Genomic DNA, 20,265 nt, shown 5'->3' with positions numbered 1-20,265 from the left:
ATGACAGATATTATTGCCAAATATTTTCCCAATCTCACAATAGAGCAGCACAAACAGTTCGATGCCTTGTATGAACTCTATATGGATTGGAACTCCAAAATCAATGTGATTTCAAGAAAAGACATTGAGAATCTTTACGAACATCATATACTGCATTCGCTCTCCATTGCAAAGTTTATCAATTTCAAGCGTGATACCAACGTGCTTGATTTCGGCACAGGTGGCGGATTCCCGGGTATTCCGTTAGCCATTATGTTTCCAGATGCCAACTTCAAGATGATAGATGGCACAGGAAAGAAGATTAAAGTAGTGAACGAAGTGGCAGAAGCCATTGGTCTGGAGAATGTTCTTGCACAGCACAAGCGTGGCGAAGAAGAAAAAGGCAAGTTTGATTTTATCGTGTCGAGAGCTGTTATGCCTCTGCCCGACCTGATGAAAATCGTTAAGAAAAACATTGCAAAAGACGAACACAACGCTCTTGCCAATGGTGTGATTGTGCTTAAAGGTGGAAACCTGACCGAGGAAGTGAAGCCGTTCCACAAGATAGCAGAAATCAGCGAGCTTTCTCAATGGTTTGACGAAGAGTGGTTCAAGGAGAAATATTTGATTTATATTCCGGGATGAAACGGTTGAGAGTTGAATGCATAAAGTTCCTATATCTCAGTTTGACAGTCTCAAACATTATTGAAAATGAGAATCTAACTCAATAGGTATTGCCTTAAAAGCTCTCATTTTTCAACCCTCAACTAATAGAAATGGTAGAAGTTAAAAGATTTTCTTGCAATATGCTCGAGGAGAACTGTTATCTCCTTTGGGATGAAACAAAAGAATGTGTTATCATAGATTGCGGTGCATACTACGATGTGGAACGGGAAGCAATCGTGAAGTTCATTAAGGAAGGAGGATTGAAACCAGTCCACCTTCTGGGCACTCACGGACATATCGACCACCATTTTGGCATCAACACCATTTATGATGAGTTCGGATTGTCTCCGGAAGTATCGCAGAAGGATGCCGACCTGATGAATAGTCTTCCACAGCAGGCTATGGATTTGCTGCAACTGACCGTAGGCTATGCTTTTCCAGAGGTAAAACATTACTTCCAAACAAAGGAAAAGATAAAGTTCGGAACACACGAACTTCAAGTTATAGAAACTCCGGGACACACTCGCGGAGGCGTAACCTTCTATTGTGAAGAGGAAAAGATAGCTTTTACCGGCGATACATTGTTCAGAGGAAGTGTGGGAAGAACCGACCTTCCGGGCGGCAATATGTTCCAGCTTATCAGTAGTTTACGAGAGCTTTCTCAGTTACCTGACGAAACAATTCTCTATTCCGGGCACGGGCCACAGACTACTTTAGGCTTTGAACTGGCTCATAATCCTTATATGGACCGCTGAGAATGCAGAACATACCGTCAAAAATAATCTTGGGAATAGACCCGGGTACGAACGTGATGGGCTATGGAATAATCCGTGTTGTCGGCAACAAGGCAGAACTCGTCGTGATGGGTGTCATAGATATGCGCAAGGAAAAGGACGTTTATCTCCGACTGGGCAAAATCTTTGAACGCGTAACTGGCATAATAGAGGAGTTTCTGCCCGACGAAATGGCTATTGAAGCCCCCTTCTTCGGCAAGAATATTCAGTCAATGCTGAAGCTCGGAAGAGCGCAGGGTGTAGCCATAGCGGCTGCCATTCAGAGAGATGTTCCCATACACGAGTATGCTCCATTGAAGATCAAGATGGCAATAACTGGTAACGGAAGTGCATCGAAGGAACAGGTTTCCGATATGCTGCAAAGACTCTTGAATCTGAAAGACAACGATATGCCGCAGTTTATGGATGCAACAGACGCACTCGGTGCAGCCTATTGCCATTATCTCCAATCGAGCAGACCCGAAACCGACGCCAAGCGTTTCAGTTCGTGGAAAGATTTTGCATTGAAAAATAAATCAAGAATCAGCAAGTAGATTTCACGAAGGTAAATAACAATCGTCAGCACGTTGCCAATCAAGCTGAAAAGTTTATTGGAAGATTAAATTAAGCAGTATTAAACAATGACGGGCAATCATCGTCATATTGAACATAAACTCAAAAAATAAAAACAAACAATAAAAAAAAGTATGAAGAAAATTGTATTAGCAATAGCATTCTCATTCGTATGTCTGATGGGAATTAACGCTCAATCTCAGAGAGTTCACGAACAAATCTACAATAGTTCCTATAAGACAGCATCCAATCCTTCGGAGGAAACAGGTGTAAGAAAACTGGCAGCTTTCAAGGTAGACGCAATCACGTATCTGGTTTCCCGGACATTGGCGGAACTTTCAGATTCCACTGCAAAGCATAGTGCAGAGGATGTCCGACACCTGAACAACCAACTGGACTCAATGGCGTATTATATGTATGACTACGTGAATCTTTTCACGAAAGAGTATTCAAAGGCGACCACGCTGAAAGGGCAAAACAGAGTGATGAAGATTTTCCGTGATGCCAGCGTCAATCATCCATTATACAATGACAACGACAAGGAACTTGTGCTTGCCTACTTCAACCGCGAAGATTATCTCACACAGTTCTCCCTCGATACCGATTGGGTAAAAGCACTTGCCGAAGCAAAAGAGAAACTTAGCAAGTAAAGGAAAATCAGGATCAGGCTGCATTTCAAACTCCGTAAAAAGCCGATTCTGATAACGTTTGTAAATTATTGAAAATCAAAGGATAAACAGCCGTCATTCACTCTTGCGAAGATTGCATTCCGTTCTTCGCAAGAATACACGCTAATTGTGCGAAGAATGCCGTGCAATCTTCGGTTACTTGTAAATCGTGTTTTCATTTGCTTGCACTCATTACTGTTTCTTATGTGCAGAAATGATGTAATTCCATTGAAAATATGAGTGAAAAGCATAAGGACTTAAAGGCGTGCAGGCAAAACATTAATTCCACCAACGAATATTTAACTTCCGATTTTGCAGCCCTGATTTTGAGCACATAGCGAACCCACAAGAAACAAAAAGAGGCTTTCGTCAGCTATGACGAAAGCCTCTTTTATTGTATAATGCTCTACAACTTATCGATAGATTTATCCAAAAGTTCCACTCCCTTTGCCGTACATATACCACGAACATAGAGCATAACGAAAGTTTTAAATATTTCCTTGAAGCTGTACTTGTTGTAAAGGAAGTTACTCATTATATAATGTCCTCCTGCATCTGCAAGAATATTCACGATTTCAAAGTTTACATTTGACAGAAAATAGCCTTCCTTTATGCCGCGATTCAGAAAGTCGATAGCCTGTAAGCCCTGACGATTATGCTTTGCCTTTATATATTCTATGAGTTTTGGATATTTCTCCATATCCTGTAAAAACTCCGGATTAACTTTACTGAACTCCTCGGATTTCAGACGAAGTGCCTCAATTATAATGTCGATAACGTTAGTACCCGGTTTGTCAAATTCCTCCAATCGCTGAATGTTTATCTTCTCAACACGCTGCAAAACCTCAAAAAGCAAGTCTTCTTTCTTTTCGTAAATTTCATACAAGGTTCTTTTTGAGATTTTCAAGTTGTTGGCAATGTCATCCATCTTTACCTTACGGATTCCATTATTATAGAACATCAATGTAGCAGATTGAAGTATTTTATCCTTTAATTCCTGTCTATATATATTCTCTACGTGCATCTTGCAACTGGTTTAATAATTTGTAGACAAATTTACGAAATATCTTTCAAAATATCACTTAAATTAAAGTTATATTTAGTAACTTTGCACATACTTTATGCTTTTGTGCATAGGAAATAAGAATAGATTTATACGTAAGAAAATGGTAAAAATCACAAAAGAGGCAGCATTAGAATATCATAATAATGGCCGTCCCGGCAAGATAGAAGTAACACCAACAAAATCATACAGCACTCAGACTGACTTGAGTCTGGCTTATTCGCCCGGCGTTGCTTATCCTTGTCTTGAAATTCAGCAGAACCCAGACGAAGTTTATAAATATACAGACAAGGGAAACCTTGTAGCCGTAATCAGCAACGGCACCGCCGTTCTCGGACTTGGCAACATCGGCGCAATGAGCGGCAAGCCTGTAATGGAAGGCAAGGGGCTTCTCTTTAAAATCTATGGTGGTGTCGATGTTTTCGATATTGAGATAGACGAAAAGGACCCCGACAAATTCTGTGAGGCCGTAGAGAAGATTGCACCCACATTCGGTGGAATCAATCTTGAAGACATTAAGGCTCCAGAATGTTTCATTATTGAAGAACGTTTGAAGCGCACGCTCGACATTCCTGTTATGCACGACGACCAACACGGCACTGCCATCATCTCGGCAGCCGGTCTGAAGAATGCATTGGAAGTTGCAGGAAAGGACATTGAAAATGTAAAACTCGTAGTAAATGGCGCAGGTGCAGCAGCTATTTCTTGCACCAAGCTGTATATGGCATTAGGAGTAAAACGTGAAAACATCGTAATGCTCGACTCAAAGGGCGTCATTGCCTCTGACCGTCCTAACCTTTCCGGACAGAAAGCACTGTTCGCAACTGACCGTCGCAATATCCATACGTTGGAAGAAGCCGTCAAGGGTGCCGACGTATTCGTAGGTCTGTCCAAAGGCAACATCCTTTCTCAGGATATGGTCCGTTCAATGAATGAGAATCCTATCGTGTTTGCCCTTGCCAACCCCGTACCAGAGATTTCATTTGAAGAGGCAATTGAAGCCTGGCCTGACGTACTGATGGCTACCGGACGTTCAGATTATCCAAATCAAATCAACAATGTTATTGGTTTTCCATACATTTTCCGTGGTGCGCTCGATGTACACGCAAAGGCAATCAACGAGGAAATGAAAATGGCAGCCGTGCTCGCTATTGCCGAACTCGCTAAACAACCGGTGCCCGATGTTGTAAATGAGGTTTACAATGTGAACGACCTTACTTTCGGCCCTCAATATTTCATTCCGAAACCAGTCGATCCACGCCTCATCACAGAAGTGAGTGCCGCCGTGGCCAAGGCTGCTATGGACAGTGGTGTAGCACGCATTCCTATCAGGAACTTTGAGGAATACAAGGAAAACCTGCGTCAGATGCTCGGACAGGAAACCAAACTGACACGCCATATTCACGCAACGGCTGCCCAGCACCCACAAAGAGTTGTGTTTGCAGAAGGTGCTCATCAGACAATGATGAAAGCTGCCGTTCAGGCAAAACAGGAAGGTATCTGCTATCCTATCCTTTTAGGCAATCCAGACCGCTTGAATCGTGTGGCAAACCGTCTGAAACTCGATTTGTCGGGCATTGAAATCATTGATATGCGTGCCGACAGCGAACAGGGACGTCGGGCTATTTACGCTAAACACTTGGCTGAAAAACGTGCACGGGAAGGTTATACTTTCGATGAAGCATACGACAAGATGTATGAACGCAACTACTTTGGTATGTCGATGGTAGAGAATGGCGATGCCGATGCGTTCATAACCGGAGTATATACGAAATACAGCAACACCATCAAGGTTGCCAAAGAGGTAATCGGTATTCGTCCTGAGTTCAGGCATTTCGGCACAATGCACATCCTCAATACCAAACGTGACGTTTACTATATCGGCGATACACTCATCAACAGGAATCCAAATGCAGAGGTTTTGGCCGACATAGCAAAACTATCGAGCGAAGCCGTGAAATTCTTCAACGAAGAACCAGTCATTGCAATGCTTTCCTATTCAAACTTCGGTGCAGACTCAACTGGTTCCTGCAAGTATGTCCACGAGGCAGTAAATATGATGCAGGAAAAATATCCAGACTTAGCTATCGACGGAGAAATGCAGGTTAATTTTGCTTTGGACAGAAAACTCCGTGATGAGAAATATCCATTCACTCGTCTGAAAGGCAAGGATGTAAACACATTGATATTCCCTGACCTCTCTTCTGCCAATAGTGGTTACAAGCTCTTACAAGCATTAAGTCCTGAAACAGAGGTCATCGGTCCTATCCAGATGGGACTCAACAAACCAATCCACTTCACTGACTTTGAGAGTTCGGTTCGCGATATTGTAAACATTACTGCCGTTGCAGTCATTGATGCCTATGTTGAGAAAATCAAAAACGGCAAGGAAGCTCTTTAATCATAGAGAATATTTTATAGCAATCATAATATGGGTAAAGCTTTGCAGTTCCCGATAATCTCCAAGAACTTGTGAAGATAAGCTAATCTGCCAATAAACTCGTTTGTATCATTTCATAATACAAGCGAGTTTATTTATTTTCCAGAAAAGAAGCTTTTATTGTCATTTAATATAAAAAATGATGTATCTTTGCACTACATTTTAAATTTACTTTTTTTTACAAGATGACGAGAAAATTATTTGGACTAATGATCCTGATTGTGTTTGCAATGAACGTACACGCACAACGTTCCATTGATGGTATTCAGTTTATGATTGCTCAGGAACAAGCTGTTGAATTGCTAAAAACAAAGTTTGGAGAACCAGTCTCCACTACAAACGACAAGATTGTTTACAAAAACATTGCAATTGACGGAGAATCATACAATGAGGCTGACTTTCAGTTTGATTCAAAAGGAAGAATGTATATTATGCGTTTGAAATCTTATTGCGGTGACAGCAAGAAAAGTGTGGCCAGAATGAATGCCTTGGGCAAGAAGTATGGAGCTATTTACAAGATCACTGCATCCGAAGACCCTGACGATGGTAAATTCATTGTGGGTTACGACAAGGATGGTGCCAGATTATTTACCATTGCAGCGTACAAAAATCGCTGCGATATGACCTTTGGTCCATTCTAAGATTTCGTCTGATTGGTAGACCTTTCAAACAGGCATTCAGGAATTAACATGTGTTTTTTCCATCTTTCCTTGCTTATCTCGTTTAATATATAAGGTCTTTTAATACCCAATCTTTGGTCAATCCATAAAAAAAGCGTAATATTGCATTCCGATAGCAGTATTACGCTTTTTATAATTTGAAATGAAGAAGACATTATTAATATTATTCGTCAGCATAACCTCATTGGCTGCATACGCACAGAATATGAGAGAAGTGTGGATCAATATGCCCGACTCCATCGTCCCTTATCTGAACAGAAGTTTGCGTACTGAACTGGCAGACTATGTTGGGATGAATATGAAATCGGAAGTAAGAAATCTTATAGGAGACACAACCCGTATCAGCTTACTGACGGATAATTACATCAAGGCGAAACTCAGCAATGCTTCAGCACTTGAGATAAAACTCTTGGATGCTTCAACAATTGCAGTTGTCAAAACGTGGTTTAGCCCGGAGGCTGAGAACGAACTGGAATTATATGATAAGGAATGGAAGAAATTGGCTTTTGAAGATAATTTGAAGCCAACCATAGAGAAGCCGGACACGATGTCAATAGAAAAATTCAACGAACTTCAACAACTTGGAGACATAAAACTAAGAACAATACAACTAAACCCGACTGATAACAGCGTATTGGCGGATTACAGTTTTCTCTTGTTGAACAAGGCAGAAAAAGACAGGCTAAAAGCCATCATAAAACAAAGAAAGTTTAAATGGGATGGATTCTCTTTTAAAGAGAGTTAATTTTACACCATTATTCTTTGTAACTTTTGCAAATTCGGATGAATTCCGTAACTTTGCAACGTGTTTTTCATGGTATTAGATTATTAAGGTTAATAAAGATTGGTTGTCGTGAGACAATCAATTTTTTTATATATGCTTTTCACTTCATTCAGCATTTGCCAATATTCCTTTCCCTATTTTTGGTAGTTTCTTAGAATTTCAGTAATTTTGTCCAAAATAAAAGAAACTAAAAATATGAATTTAAAAGTACGTTTAGCACTGATGAACTTCCTTGAGTTCGCAGTTTGGGGTGCATACCTTACGTCAATGGGACGCTATCTTGGCCACATTGGTTTCAACGAAAACATCGGTTTGTTCTATTCTATGCAAGGATTCGTTTCTATTTTTATGCCAGCCCTGATGGGTATTGTGGCAGACAGATGGATTCCTGCACAGCAAGTTTTGGGAATTTGCCATTTATTGGCAGGTCTGTTTATGTTTGCCACGGCGTGGTATGGCACAAGTGCAGCAGAAACAGGAGTTGAATTTTCCATCATCTTCACGCTTTATTCTTTATCCGTAGCTTTCTATATGCCTACATTGGCTTTGACCAACTCCGTTGCCTACACAGGACTTACTAAAGCAGGTATGGATACAGTTAAAGACTTCCCACCAATCCGCGTATTCGGTACTATCGGCTTTATTATAACAATGTGGTTGGTAGACCTTTTGGGGTTCCAGAGCAATCAGTTCCAGTTCGTAACATCTGGTATTGTAAGTATAATTCTCTTTTTCTATTCATTTACTTTGCCCAACTGCCCCATATCTCATTCCAAAGAAAAGAAGAGCCTCGTAGACGCATTTGGTTTGAAGGCATTCGCATTGTTCAAGGAAAAGAAGATGGCTATCTTCTTTATCTTCTCAATGTTGTTGGGAGTGAGCTTGCAGATTACCAATTCATTCGCCAATCCGTTCCTGTTCAGTTTCGGCTCTAATCCTGAATACGCCAACTCATTTGCCGTTCAGCACGCAAATATTCTCATCAGTCTGTCGCAAATCAGCGAAACCTGCTGCATATTGCTCATTCCATTCTTTATGCGCCGTTATGGTATCAAGAACGTAATGCTCATTGCAATGTTTGCTTGGGTGCTTCGTTTCGGACTGTTCGGCTTAGGAAATCCGGGTATGCCGGGTGTTCTTCTCTTCATCCTTTCGATGCTTGTCTACGGAGTGGCGTTCGACTTCTTTAATGTATCGGGGTCTTTGTTCGTGGATAAGAGTACAGACGAGTCCATCCGCTCGTCGGCGCAAGGCCTGTTTATGTTGATGACAAACGGTATTGGTGCAACGGCAGGTACGCTTTTGGCACAATGGATTGTCAATCACTTTACACAAATTCAAGAAGTGGGTGGAGAGAGTATCTCCGTTGTTGATTGGCAGTCCTGTTGGTTTATCTTCGCCAGCTATGCAATGGTAGTTGGAGTTAGCTTTGCACTAATCTTCCGTCCAAAGAAAGCTCAATGAACAAGATAAAAATCATATTCAAAGGCATTACAGAAATTGTAGGAGGCTCAGAGATGGGTCTCCTCGTGCTAACTGATGAAGCTGAAACAAAGCAGATTGCCATTATCTGCGACAGACATACCGAATACGAATTCAGCCTGCGCATTGGTAAAGCACCCATCACGCATCGGTTGCTCCCCGAAGTGCTCTGCTGGATAAACCCGGATATGGATGCAGAACATTACGAAGTCTTCTTCACTTCCATCCTCGACGGACAATATCAGGCTGTTCTTCTTAACAAAAACACGCTTGAAATGACCAAAATCAGAGCTTCGGACGGAATCCTTCTGGCATCTATCGCACAGTTGGACATCTATATGGAAGAGAAACTTTTCGGACGGCAGAGCGTTCCATACGAATCAGGCAAGACACGAGTGGCACTCCCGGTCAATGCCTTGAGTTCTGCAATGCTTGAGAATGCGTTGGAAAAAGCCATCGAAGACGAGAATTACGAATTGGCATCAAACCTTCGCGACGAGTTGCAAAAACGCAAGAAAAACGACAACAAACAAGATTAAAAACAGAGAATCCGATGAAAGAAGCCAGATATTTCTACGTTCCGAACGCAGGTTCGTCAAATGAACTTCCTGAAGACGAAGCCAGACACGCAATAAAGGTGCTGCGCCTTCAGCCACAGGATGAAATATTTCTGATGGACGGAGTGGGCAATTTCTTTCAGGCAGAAGTCAGTTTGACGTCTTCCAAGCACTGTCTTTACGAAATCAAGCAGCAGCTTCCACAAGAACCAACTTGGAAAGGACATATCCATCTTGCCATTGCCCCCACGAAAGATATGGGAAGAATGGAATGGATGGTGGAAAAGGTCACAGAAGTGGGATTCAACGAAATATCATTTCTCAACTGTCAGTTCTCAGAACGAAAGGTGCTGAAAGCTGAAAGAGTCGAGCGTATCGTGGTTTCAGCAATGAAGCAAAGCCGAAAAGCTTGGAAACCGATTGTGAATGAAATGCTCAGCTTCGATGCTTTTATAACGAAAGAGTTGAAGGGCAGCAAGTATATCTGTCATTGCTATAACGAAATTGAGCGCAAAGACTTCTTCACAGAACTGACAAAGAAAGATTTTCAAGGCGACATTACAGTCCTTGTAGGTCCGGAAGGAGATTTTTCCATCAGCGAAGTAAGGAAAGCTATCGAAAACGGATACGAAAGCGTAACGTTGGGGAAAAGCAGACTACGCACAGAAACCGCGGGATTATCTGCCGTCTTGATAGCAAATCTTGCCAATCGAATCTAAAGAACATTTTTAGCAAAGCGGCATTTCGCCGAAAGAGATTTCCTTATCATCTTATCCTGAATTCTGGTTTATGAGTTCGTTCTTCAACCACTTATTGCTCCGTGCATCTTTATACATTTTTATTCAAGAAAACAGAGCACATACCGTTGCTTTCAAATTGTGCGACAAATAGCTTGTATTTGTTCGACAAATGCAAATCATTTATCCGAAGATTGCAGAGCATTTGTCGCACAAATAAAATCATTTATAAACATTTGATTCCCAATAGATTACAAAATGATAAATTATTCAACCATACGTATAATTATACAGATAAATCTATTAAATTGTGGTTTCCTTAATTTTTCATTTTCTTTGCAGACAAGTTTCAGAGTTAGCTAGCCATACCAGAGACAGATGCTAATTATCATTATAGATAAATCATCAATAAAATATAACGAATATTTATTAATTCCCCCCGTAACGTTAAAATAAATAAAACAATTTGGGTGTTTTATTTACTCCGTCTATCTTTGTATCCCCATTTAGATATTATATATACGCCAGTTCGGGATAAGAAAGTTGTTGAAAATGTTGGTAATCTCGCTTATTTTTTGTAACTTTACAGTTGAACATCAATTAATTACAAACAATATAAGCGATGATTACCGAAGACAAAGTTATAGAAATTTTCTGTGTTATTGATGAGTTTTGCAAGAATTTAGGCGCAGAATTGAATAAAAACCTTCAAATAGCTCCCACAGACGAAGGCTACAGACATGTCAGACACCGTAAGGAGCGTATGTGTGAAAGTGAGATTATGACCATTTTGCTATGCTGCCATTTTGGGACTTTCCGAAACTTCAAACATTATTATCTGTTCTTTGTGAAAATTCATCTTGCCCGATGTTTTCCCACCGCAGTATCCTACAATCGCTTTGTGGAACTTATGCCTCGAGAGTTCTTTACAATGCTTACTTTTATGAAGCTTTACGCCTTTGGCAAATGCACGGGAATCAGCTTTGTCGATAGTACTATGATGCCTGTATGCCATAATGTAAGAAGATATTTCAATAGGGTTTTTGAGGGCTTTGCCAAGAGCGGAAAGGGTACAATGGGATGGTGCCATGGCTTCAAACTGCATCTGCTTTGCAATGACACAGGAGAGATCATAACATTCTGAGACCTCCGCAAAACCCCATGTGCTCAAAAACGTCATATTTGATTATCAATAAGTTATATATTTCAAAGTCTTCTGCAAAAGGACTTTTGCAGAGGTCTCATTCTGTCTTACACCTGCCAACGTGGACGACAGAGCTCAAAGGGTATGGTCTGTTTTTACAAAAGTACTCTATGGAAAAGTATTCGCAGACAGGGGATATATCAAGCGGGAACTCTTTGAGGGACTCTTTGAGCAGGGAATACATCTTGTACACGGACTGAAAGCAAAGATGAAAAACAAACTTATGCCTGTGTATGATAAAATCATACTACGAAAGAGATATATAATAGAGTGTATAAATGAGTTATTGAAAAACAAGGCAAACCTTGTACATTCAAGACACAGGTCGATACATAATTTCATCATGAACTTATGCTCGGCATTGGCGGCGTATTGTTTCTTTGAAAATAAACCGGATGGGCTGTCAGTATATTTGGAAGATAAAAGACAACTGGAACTTTTTTAAGATTTATTATCCCGAACTGGCGTATATATTGACTCAACAAAGCCTACCAAACTTATAAGAGTTCTGGCTAATTAAATTTTAGAAAATGAAAAAGAAGAAGTATTCAAATCCCGAAATAAATATTATTTCGGTTGAGAGTTCAACACAAGTATTAACAGGATCACCACCACGTGGAAACACTGAAACTTGGGAAGAAGGGGAAGATTTGCAGGCTGAAGAGGGTGCTTTTTTTGAGGAAGGGTCTATGGTGTAATTTTATTAAAGGCTAATTTGAACACCCTTTACAGTATTAGCAAAAACAAAATCAAGGTTTAATTGACCAATTTTAACTATACATAGAATAAAATCAAAATAAACATTATGAATATGAAAATAAAATCTAATAGCAAGTTTCTTGTCTTGGCTTTAGCAGCATCGATACTTACTATCTCGTGCAACAACGATGAGACTGAAGATATTGCAAATTCAAAAGTTCCAATGCAATTTACAGCTGTACAAGATAAAATAGAAACAAACAGTAAAATTACTAAAAAGAACACACGCACCACGCTGCAAGACGACGGCTTCTCCGTAGGCTGGTTAGCCGATGATGCCATTGCCATCTTTCCAGAAGGACAACAAGACAACCCTGATAAGTTTATAGCACAGAATGCAGGCCACTCCTCTATATTTTCAGGAAGTACCACCTAGGCTACAACATATCGAGCATTGTTTCCCTATAATGAATATGCTACCTATTCTGACGGGAAGTTTCATACCAACTTATCCTCCTATCAAGTTGTAAAAGATAACAATATGGTAGATGAAGCAAGCATTGCCGTTGCTACATTGACGAATGCCAACCTTTCTTTAACAGATAATAATCTGCAATTCAAAAATGCTTGCAGTATGCTGAAGATTACTTTCAAATATGCAGCAGGTTTGAGCCAGGAAAATAGAAAAAAAATAACACAAATAAGCATAGCGAGCACCAAACGTGAAAATAAAATTGCTGGTGAGGCTGTAATCGGACCAGATGGCAATTGTGTTATTGACACAAATGGCGAGAGTAGCATAATAGTAAAAAAAGAATATGGTGCTCCCTTCACGGAAGGAACTGCATACTATGTTGTGATGCCTGCTCAAACTATTAATGGATTTGTTGTTACATTCAAAACAGAAACAGTTTCAGATACTTATTATGAGTATAGTGTTACCGTAAAGAATCCTGTTGATTTCAAAAGAAATAAAATACAGAAACTAAATGTAGAAATCAAGAATTGGGAGCCTCATCAGATGGAAGATTTTTCTTAATTGAAATTATACATCACTAGTGTCCACTAAAAACAGACGAGTTTAAAAATTAAATAAATTAGGTTCACCTGAACCACTTCGGTCTTTGTCATTTTTGAATATAGTTTTGTCGAAGAGAACTCTGAGATTTGTTGTGTCTGTAAGTGACATGCTGAGGATTTGCAGCACCTCATAAGTGCTTCTATCCAATCGCATATCATATTGCACAATGGCAACGAGGCAGTAGGCACAGATGGCGGAGTAAATCTGTATTCTGACAGCATTCTCAGTTGTTCCCCAAAATTTCTTGATTTTGAGGTGCTGCTTGAGCCACTTGAAGAAAAGCTCTATCTGCCAACGATTCTTGTAGAGGTCGGAAACCTGCAGTGCGGTCAGTTCCATTGCGTTAGTCAGGAACATGAGCTCACGGCCTTGCTCCTCATCGAAGAATCGTACAAGCCTAAGATGTTCTGGATAGCCTTTCTGACTGCCATAGATGGTCAGCTCTATCTCAGCATCTGTCATTATTCCCCCGGGCAGCCTGCGTCTCCACTTGATGCACTTGTACTGCAAATTGGTCTTGGCCCTGACAACGAAGAACGACTCTGCACGATGTATGCGATAGAGCTCATTGAAGTTGTTGTAGCCACGGTCAAAGATGTGGTAAGCACCAGTCTCAATGGGGATTTCCCCCATCGCCTTGGAGTCATGCACTGATGCTGTGGTGATATGAAAGAAGGCGGGAATCTGAGTCTCCAGGTCATATAGGGTATGTATCTTGATACCGCCCTTATGCTTGCGGAACTTGGCCCGCCAAAACACATTCAGGCATAGCGAGATGGTCGTGGAATCGAAAGCATAGACATTACCGTCAAGTTTGAAGATATTCGCAGCCCGTTTGCGCCTGGCCTTACTCACAAGGTAGTAGGCATACTGCTCGAAGATGCGACAGGCACGATTTGTATTGGCTTTAGCCAGATTACTTCTGGTCACGTGCTTGCCAAGTCCGAGATAATAGCACTTCTGGTGATGTGCCTCTATGGCGACAATCAAGTCTCGCATGCTCTCACGATTGCTCAACTGGCCAAACATGAGTGTAAGGAGCTGGTTCCAACATGTGAAGTGCTTCACATAGCGGTTACCGCCATACTTATCAACGATGTGACGGAACTTGTCTGAATCCATAAAAGCGACCAATTGGGAGAAAACGTATTTGGGCTTGTTCATATGCAGTCATCTGTTTGGACTGCAAAGATACTAAATCAAATCGTCGCACCTTGAAAATCTCTGTAACTAACTATATTTCAAATATTTCAAAGAACGCTTAGCGATTTTTAGTGGACGGCAATGATTATACATATTGACTAAAAATAACGACAGCCTCTTTTAATATCTGAAGTGGGCTGTCGTTTTAGTAATCCTATTACCCCAATGGTACATTTATAACCTGATAAACTTCGATGGATAAAAATAAATACACCTCATTTATCTGCGTTAGGCAGCATTCAGAATACCAACGGGCGTCACCATTCAGGTAACCACATTTTATAACCGATTTTGAGCCACAATAAAAGCAGGCGTAATGGACATTTGGTAGGCTGGATAATCCAGCCTACTTTTTCGTATTGAGAAACCCGTCAATAAATTTCTTCTTATTTCTTTCATTCAGCCCGTTGTGATTTAGTAGTGCCCTTTTGATTTGTGCGTTAAATCCTTCCAAGCGGTTTGTCGTATTAGGAATGTTCAATTCAGGATGTTCCCCATAGATGAAAAGCCATTTGAGATGCATTCTTATAGAGCCTCTTGCCGTTCTTAGCCTTCTGTGCGTATAGGTGTTTTTCCCGGATACCAACACCGTTCTTTCATTGAGAAAATCCTCCCTGGCCTCACACCATTTGTTAAACAGCGATATAAACTCATTTTTCTTCATCGGGAACATACTCTGTACTAATTTCAGCAACTCTATACCGGCAGTCAGATGTGGGGCTTTCGTGAGTAACCTCCTTATTATCTGCAACTGATGGAACTGGCACATCTGTGCAGGATAGGAGTTTACAGCTTGCAGGAGTCCTGTGTGCCCGTCACATACGACTGCCTTTATTTCTGTTCCAAACTCTTCTATATGGTTGAGTCCGCCAAGATAATCCCTGTCCGTTTCGTTCCTGACATACTTGCGATGAAGTATCTTTCCGGATTCCGCATCCATAAACAACATAACACCAAAGCTGCGGGAGAAGTATGTCGTATCAATGATGATGACGGCTGACTCGGGATAGACAGGACTGTAACTGTCCGCTACCAATCCCAGATGGCGGCGTATTGCCCGCTCTGAACATTTGTGGATAATGGCCAGCTCTGAAACGGTCCGTTTATCAGTCAGATATTCGTTCCAAAGGGTTATGTCTTTAATGCGTTTTCCCCCTTGGAATTGTTTACCACAGTCCCGACAACTGTACATTTGGAAGCCGCGCCGATGACCGTTCTTTTTAACATTTGAGCCGTTACAGAATATACAGTTTTTTTATTCATAAGTTTTCAAATGCTGCAAAGGTAATAAATAAAGGACATTTCAAAGGTTTCAGCCTACCAAATGTCCATTACGCCTAAAAGCAGTTTTTACCATAAATCAAAGATATGCGTATAAATGAATTGCAAGGATTTTAAACACAATTTCTTCATACAAGCTACCATCCTCATTCCTTAAATACTATAAACCCAAATCGGTCATTTTAAAAACCACTTTCTTTTTGCAACGGAACCAGTAGAATATGCGCACCATGGTTAACGGCTATACTGTATTTCGCGCGATTCTGTTAGCATATTATGACATTTTTCTATCAAAAATTCTAATGACCGATTTGGGATAAAAACAGACAGACTCTCACGAGCCTGTCTGTAAAGATTAGTTGTTTTGAGAAAATTATTGATGTTTTTATTGTTTGATATTAGCATTAAAAGGTTCAGTATATATCTTTTATCTTATTAATAATTTGTCTTGTATCTTAATTTATCATATTCTCTAATTTTCACTATCTTATACACTTTTTCATAATGAGAAGGTAAAATACAGCATTAGAAGTATATTTCTTGAATGCCGTTGATAGATATTGAATCCACAGATTCACACGAATCAAAGTCCTTTGGTATTTCAAACTTCGCATTTGGATTATAATGCAGCGTCTTGTCATCGTAGACAAGATTCATATAATATCCCCAAATAGGGAGTGCCAATGTAGCTCCCTGCCCTATTGCATTGTTATCAAAATGGATATCACGGTCTTCTCCTCCAATCCATACACCATTAACAAGTTCAGGAGTTAGTCCCATAAACCAACCGTCAGAGTTGTTATTGGTTGTACCAGTCTTACCGGCAATCTGTCCCTTCAGTCCGTGGCGTGTACGGAGCCTGCTACCAGTACCACCATCAACCACCGCCTGAAGCATATCAAGCATTTTATACGAACTTTCAGAAGAGATAACTTCGTTCATCAATGGTTGGAACTTTGCGATAACATTGCCGTGGCTGTCTTCAATCTTCGTTACAAACATCGGCGCACATCTTACACCATCATTACCAAAAGTTGTGTAGGCACTACACATTTCTCCGATTGACAGTTCAGATGGACCGAGACAGAGAACAGGTGAAGTATTTTTGTCGATGTCAGGATTGTTGAATCCGAAGTCGTGCAGAATATTCACAAACTGCGATGGACCTAACAAATTAATAAGGTAGGCTGAAATCCAGTTGTTTGACTGCTGCAATCCCCATCGCAGAGGCACGTTCTGGCCATATCTTGCGCGTGAACCGTTTCTTGGTGTCCATCCGCCATAAGTGCGCTGCACGTTAGGAGCAGTACTGCAAGGTGTCATACCATTCTGCATTGCAAGTGCATAAAGGTATGGCTTGATGGTAGAGCCGACCTGACGCCGACCACTCATTACCATATCGTATTTGAAATGCTCGTAATCAATACCGCCAACATAGGCTTTCACAGCACCCGTATGAACTTCCATACTCATAAATCCCGAACGGAGAAACGACTTGTAATATCTGATGGAGTCAATCGGTGTCATTACCGTGTCTACATTTCCGTGATAGGTAAACAATGTCATTTCGTGTGGCGTACGGAAACTCTTTTGAATTTCCTCTGGGGTTGCGCCCTGTGCTTTCAACGTCAGATAACGAGTACTCAGCTTACACGACCTATTCAAGATAGCCTTGATGGTTTCTCTGGAGATATTTGAAGAGAACGGTGCATTCTTCTTGTATCGGTTGGCCTTGTTGAACTCTCCCTGCAAATAACCACCAACGTGCTTTCTAACTGCCTGTTCGGCATATTGCTGCATACGTGTGTCAATGGTAGTGTAGATTCGCAGACCATCCGTGTTCACATTGTAGTTCTCGCCGTTACGCTTCTGATTCTTGTTGCACCATCCGTAAAGCGGATCTTGTTCCCAAGCCACGGAATCTATTACAAATTCACGGTTGCGCCATTCCGGATAATTTTCCTTTTCAGGCTTCTTTGCCATCATATACTGACGGAGAAATGCCTGAAAATAATCTCCGGAACCATCAACCGGCTTAGCTTTCGTGTACTTGATACCCAATGGACGCTGAACCAATTCATTGTATTCCTCACGAGCAATGTAGCCACATTTCAGCATCTGCGAAAGAACCACATTGCGACGGTTGCGGCAACGGTCTTCATAGCGAAGTGGATTAAACATAGATGGATTCTTACAAAGCCCAACAAGCGTCGCAGCTTCCGTCACGGTAAGTTCCCGTGGTTCCTTATCGAAGTAAATATTAGCTGCCCGCTTGATTCCGACAGCATTATGAAGGAAATCGAAGTAGTTGAAATACATCGCAAGAATCTCCTCCTTGGTAAAGTAACGCTCCAACTTAATGGCAATAATCCACTCAATAGGTTTCTGCAATAAACGCTCAAGCGTACTGTGTGCTTTCTCGGAATAAACCTGCTTCGCCAACTGTTGCGTGATGGTAGAGCCACCACCTGCACTCGCCTGACGCATCACGCCACGCTTTACCACGGCACGTCCCAAGGCAATGAAGTCGATTCCTGAATGCTCATAGAACCGTTCATCTTCCGTAGACACCAATGCGTGAACCAAGTGAGGAGAAAGATTGTTGTAATCAATAGCAATGCGATTGGCATTGTCTTGATTCCAAGTGCCAATATGCTTGCCGTCGGCAGAATACACCTGTGAGGCGAATTTGTCGATAGGGTTCGACAATTCCTCCATATCCGGCATATAGCCAATCCATCCGTTCCATACTGAGATAAAGAAGATACTGGTAAAACCCACAACAAAAATCAGTATTCCCCAAAGGATGTGTACAATATGTTTTCTCATTTTATTCTTTCGTCAAGAGTTCTATGTGCCGAAAACTCCTAAAAGTCCTTCCACACCATATACAAATATGTGCAAAGATAGTTGAATTTGAAAAAAAAACAAAATAAATATTGTGATATTTTAGAATTATTTGCTGCTCAACTTTCCAGATCTATCTCATTACAACAGTAGAAAATTCTATCCATTTTACACAACATTCTGCTATGGTCAGTATCTTGCATTCCTTGCAGACAACCTCCCTTTTGCTTCGATTATCTAAAGAACAAACGTGGATTTGACGTAATTGAACCTATCGAAATATTTGAATCCCATATCCTTTAATACTGCCTCGCTTGCATTTCTGTCTTCATCAGAATTGTAACTGGGAATCAGCGGAAGACGAATTATACAACGGTCTGCCATATTGTTTGCAACCATCCATTTAAGATTGTCAATCACTCTACAATTCGCAATTCCCGTATATGCCTTGTAAATATCCTCATTCATATCTTTCACGTCTATGATAAAAGTTTCCACAAGTGCGGAAACACGTCTGAGGAATGAGAGAGGAACATTTAGCGAAGTTTCGATTGCAAGTTTCCATTCAGGATTCATAAGCCGAAAGAATGCCTCTATGAAGTCGGCGTACAGCAAAGGCTCGCCACCTCCGAAACAGATGCCGCCACCTGTTGCCACAAAATAAATATCGTCTATTTCCACTTCGCCATATAATTCTTCGGGAGTGATGGTGCGCCAAATGCCGTCAGCCTGTAAACATCGAGGATTCAGGCAATATCTGCACTGCAACGGACAACCGTGGAAAGCCACAAGCGTGGTTACTCCCACTCCATCCGTCGCCAGTCTATGCCGATTTATGCCGATAAGTGGGGCTTTCATTCGTCCTTGTTTTTCTCTTTATGAGATTTAGGTTTGCTGTTCATATTCCGATAATATATATCATCGTAATTTTTAACAACAACTACCTCGCCACATAAAACAGACTCAAGTTCATCTATATAAACAACTGTCGAATCCAGATTCTTCAGCTCATTTACCTTTAAAGTTTTATCTGCACAGCCGATATACTTGAACAGCAGTTCTGCATCGTGAGGCACTTTGATTGCAAACAGCCCATCGATATTTGTCGCTACACCTTTAGTTTTATCATAGATAATGGAAGCACCTGCCACAGGCAAACTATCAGATGCAAACAACACCAATCCCCGAACCACAACTGCATCTTCGCTTCCGTTGGAGAAATCCACAACTTTCAGAGTCTCTAATTGTGAACGCAAAACCGGTGTTAATGGACTTGGTTGCCCTACATTTTGCGCGTGTATGCTAATCGGTGAAAGGATAGCCGTAACTCCGGCTGCCACACCTGCAATCTTCAGCAGTTTGCCTTGCTTTCTGCGTGTTCTCAATTCATTCTCTATGTAGCGAATCTCCTGTTCGCAGGCAGGGCAACTGCCCGGACAATCGCCCTCGTGGCGACATTCACAAGGTGTGTATCGGATTCCGTTACTGTCGGCAATCTTCTGCCGAATACTTTTCAGTACTTCGCATTTGGCTTTTCCTTCATACATA

19 protein-coding genes and 2 pseudogenes are annotated in these 20,265 nt (G+C 41.1%); 15 read left to right on the top strand and 6 right to left on the bottom strand.

The genetic code is table 11. The annotated features are described in order from the left end of the window. The 4 genes from rsmG (at window position 1) to P150_RS0112475 (ending at window position 2,641) form a co-directional block, all read left to right on the top strand. Window positions 1-624: a 16S rRNA (guanine(527)-N(7))-methyltransferase RsmG gene (gene rsmG, locus P150_RS0112490; protein WP_028897976.1), complete on the top strand. Its 624-nt coding sequence runs from the start codon at window positions 1-3 to the stop codon at window positions 622-624. A gap of 131 nt (window positions 625-755) precedes the next feature. After that, a complete protein-coding gene (locus P150_RS0112485; RefSeq protein ID WP_028897975.1) occupies window positions 756-1,400 on the top strand; it encodes an MBL fold metallo-hydrolase in 645 nt (214 codons plus the stop codon). 2 nt (window positions 1,401-1,402) lie between these two features. After that, window positions 1,403-1,972: a crossover junction endodeoxyribonuclease RuvC gene (gene ruvC / locus P150_RS0112480; protein WP_028897974.1), complete on the top strand. Its 570-nt coding sequence runs from the start codon at window positions 1,403-1,405 to the stop codon at window positions 1,970-1,972. A gap of 153 nt (window positions 1,973-2,125) precedes the next feature. Beyond that, on the top strand, window positions 2,126-2,641 hold the full coding sequence (locus P150_RS0112475; protein WP_028897973.1) for a hypothetical protein: 516 nt from the start codon (window positions 2,126-2,128) through the stop codon (window positions 2,639-2,641). Between the two features lie 424 nt (window positions 2,642-3,065). On the opposite strand, the gene P150_RS0112470 is transcribed toward P150_RS0112475, so the two are convergent. Next, window positions 3,066-3,683, bottom strand: a complete 618-nt coding sequence (locus P150_RS0112470) for a TetR/AcrR family transcriptional regulator (protein ID WP_028897972.1) — start codon at window positions 3,681-3,683, stop codon at window positions 3,066-3,068. A gap of 142 nt (window positions 3,684-3,825) precedes the next feature. Here P150_RS0112470 and P150_RS0112465 point away from each other — a divergent pair, with 142 nt between their 5' ends. The 11 genes and pseudogenes from P150_RS0112465 (at window position 3,826) to P150_RS0112420 (ending at window position 13,344) form a co-directional block, all read left to right on the top strand. Further along, window positions 3,826-6,123 (top strand): NADP-dependent malic enzyme, encoded by a 2,298-nt coding sequence (locus tag P150_RS0112465; protein WP_028897971.1) that lies wholly within the window; start codon window positions 3,826-3,828, stop codon window positions 6,121-6,123. A 224-nt stretch (window positions 6,124-6,347) separates the two neighbouring features. Continuing rightward, window positions 6,348-6,803, top strand: a complete 456-nt coding sequence (locus P150_RS0112460) for a hypothetical protein (RefSeq protein ID WP_028897970.1) — start codon at window positions 6,348-6,350, stop codon at window positions 6,801-6,803. 181 nt (window positions 6,804-6,984) lie between these two features. Continuing rightward, window positions 6,985-7,587 (top strand): DUF3256 family protein, encoded by a 603-nt coding sequence (locus P150_RS0112455; RefSeq protein WP_028897969.1) that lies wholly within the window; start codon window positions 6,985-6,987, stop codon window positions 7,585-7,587. Between the two features lie 234 nt (window positions 7,588-7,821). Beyond that, window positions 7,822-9,090 carry a nucleoside permease gene (locus tag P150_RS0112450; RefSeq protein WP_028897968.1) on the top strand — a complete coding sequence of 423 codons (1,269 nt, stop codon included), beginning with the start codon at window positions 7,822-7,824 and terminating at the stop codon, window positions 9,088-9,090. Further along, complete coding sequence (locus P150_RS0112445) at window positions 9,087-9,647, top strand: UvrB/UvrC motif-containing protein (protein ID WP_028897967.1); 561 nt, start codon at window positions 9,087-9,089, stop codon at window positions 9,645-9,647. Before P150_RS0112450 ends, P150_RS0112445 begins: the two co-directional genes overlap by 4 nt. Window positions 9,648-9,661: 14 nt before the next feature. Next, entirely contained in the window at window positions 9,662-10,384 is a 723-nt protein-coding gene (locus P150_RS0112440; RefSeq protein WP_028897966.1) for a 16S rRNA (uracil(1498)-N(3))-methyltransferase, read from the top strand. A 640-nt stretch (window positions 10,385-11,024) separates the two neighbouring features. After that, window positions 11,025-11,540, top strand: a pseudogene (locus P150_RS16510) (transposase); the annotation flags it as partial. A 106-nt stretch (window positions 11,541-11,646) separates the two neighbouring features. Beyond that, window positions 11,647-12,051 (top strand): annotated as a pseudogene (locus P150_RS16505) (transposase); the annotation flags it as partial. 85 nt (window positions 12,052-12,136) lie between these two features. After that, complete coding sequence (locus P150_RS17845) at window positions 12,137-12,304, top strand: hypothetical protein (protein ID WP_197018090.1); 168 nt, start codon at window positions 12,137-12,139, stop codon at window positions 12,302-12,304. Between the two features lie 107 nt (window positions 12,305-12,411). Next, window positions 12,412-12,741 (top strand): hypothetical protein, encoded by a 330-nt coding sequence (locus P150_RS0112425; RefSeq protein ID WP_028897965.1) that lies wholly within the window; start codon window positions 12,412-12,414, stop codon window positions 12,739-12,741. A 105-nt stretch (window positions 12,742-12,846) separates the two neighbouring features. After that, on the top strand, window positions 12,847-13,344 hold the full coding sequence (locus P150_RS0112420) for a fimbrillin family protein (protein ID WP_155953012.1): 498 nt from the start codon (window positions 12,847-12,849) through the stop codon (window positions 13,342-13,344). Between the two features lie 42 nt (window positions 13,345-13,386). Here the strand turns inward: P150_RS0112420 and P150_RS0112415 are convergent, their stop codons facing one another. The 5 genes from P150_RS0112415 to P150_RS0112395 all read right to left on the bottom strand — a co-directional run bounded on the left by P150_RS0112415 (window position 13,387) and on the right by P150_RS0112395 (window position 20,264). Beyond that, window positions 13,387-14,550, bottom strand: coding sequence for an IS4 family transposase (locus tag P150_RS0112415; RefSeq protein ID WP_028897963.1), 1,164 nt, complete (start codon window positions 14,548-14,550; stop codon window positions 13,387-13,389). A 385-nt stretch (window positions 14,551-14,935) separates the two neighbouring features. Then, a complete protein-coding gene (locus tag P150_RS0112410) occupies window positions 14,936-15,781 on the bottom strand; it encodes a transposase (protein WP_028897962.1) in 846 nt (281 codons plus the stop codon). Between the two features lie 614 nt (window positions 15,782-16,395). Continuing rightward, a complete protein-coding gene (locus P150_RS0112405; protein WP_028897961.1) occupies window positions 16,396-18,699 on the bottom strand; it encodes a transglycosylase domain-containing protein in 2,304 nt (767 codons plus the stop codon). 255 nt (window positions 18,700-18,954) lie between these two features. Next, the gene (locus P150_RS0112400; protein ID WP_028897960.1) at window positions 18,955-19,575 is read right to left on the bottom strand and encodes a radical SAM protein; all 621 of its coding nucleotides are present in this window, start codon (window positions 19,573-19,575) and stop codon (window positions 18,955-18,957) included. Then, window positions 19,572-20,264, bottom strand: coding sequence for a carboxypeptidase-like regulatory domain-containing protein (locus tag P150_RS0112395; protein WP_028897959.1), 693 nt, complete (start codon window positions 20,262-20,264; stop codon window positions 19,572-19,574). The genes P150_RS0112400 and P150_RS0112395 overlap by 4 nt, the downstream gene beginning before the upstream one ends. Window position 20,265 lies beyond the last annotated feature (1 nt).

The organism is Prevotella sp. HUN102, from assembly GCF_000688375.1.
In the GTDB taxonomy this organism is placed as follows: domain Bacteria; phylum Bacteroidota; class Bacteroidia; order Bacteroidales; family Bacteroidaceae; genus Prevotella.
The sequence above is the reverse complement of the archived record's forward strand: the minus strand, read 5'-3'. Positions and strand labels throughout refer to the sequence as shown.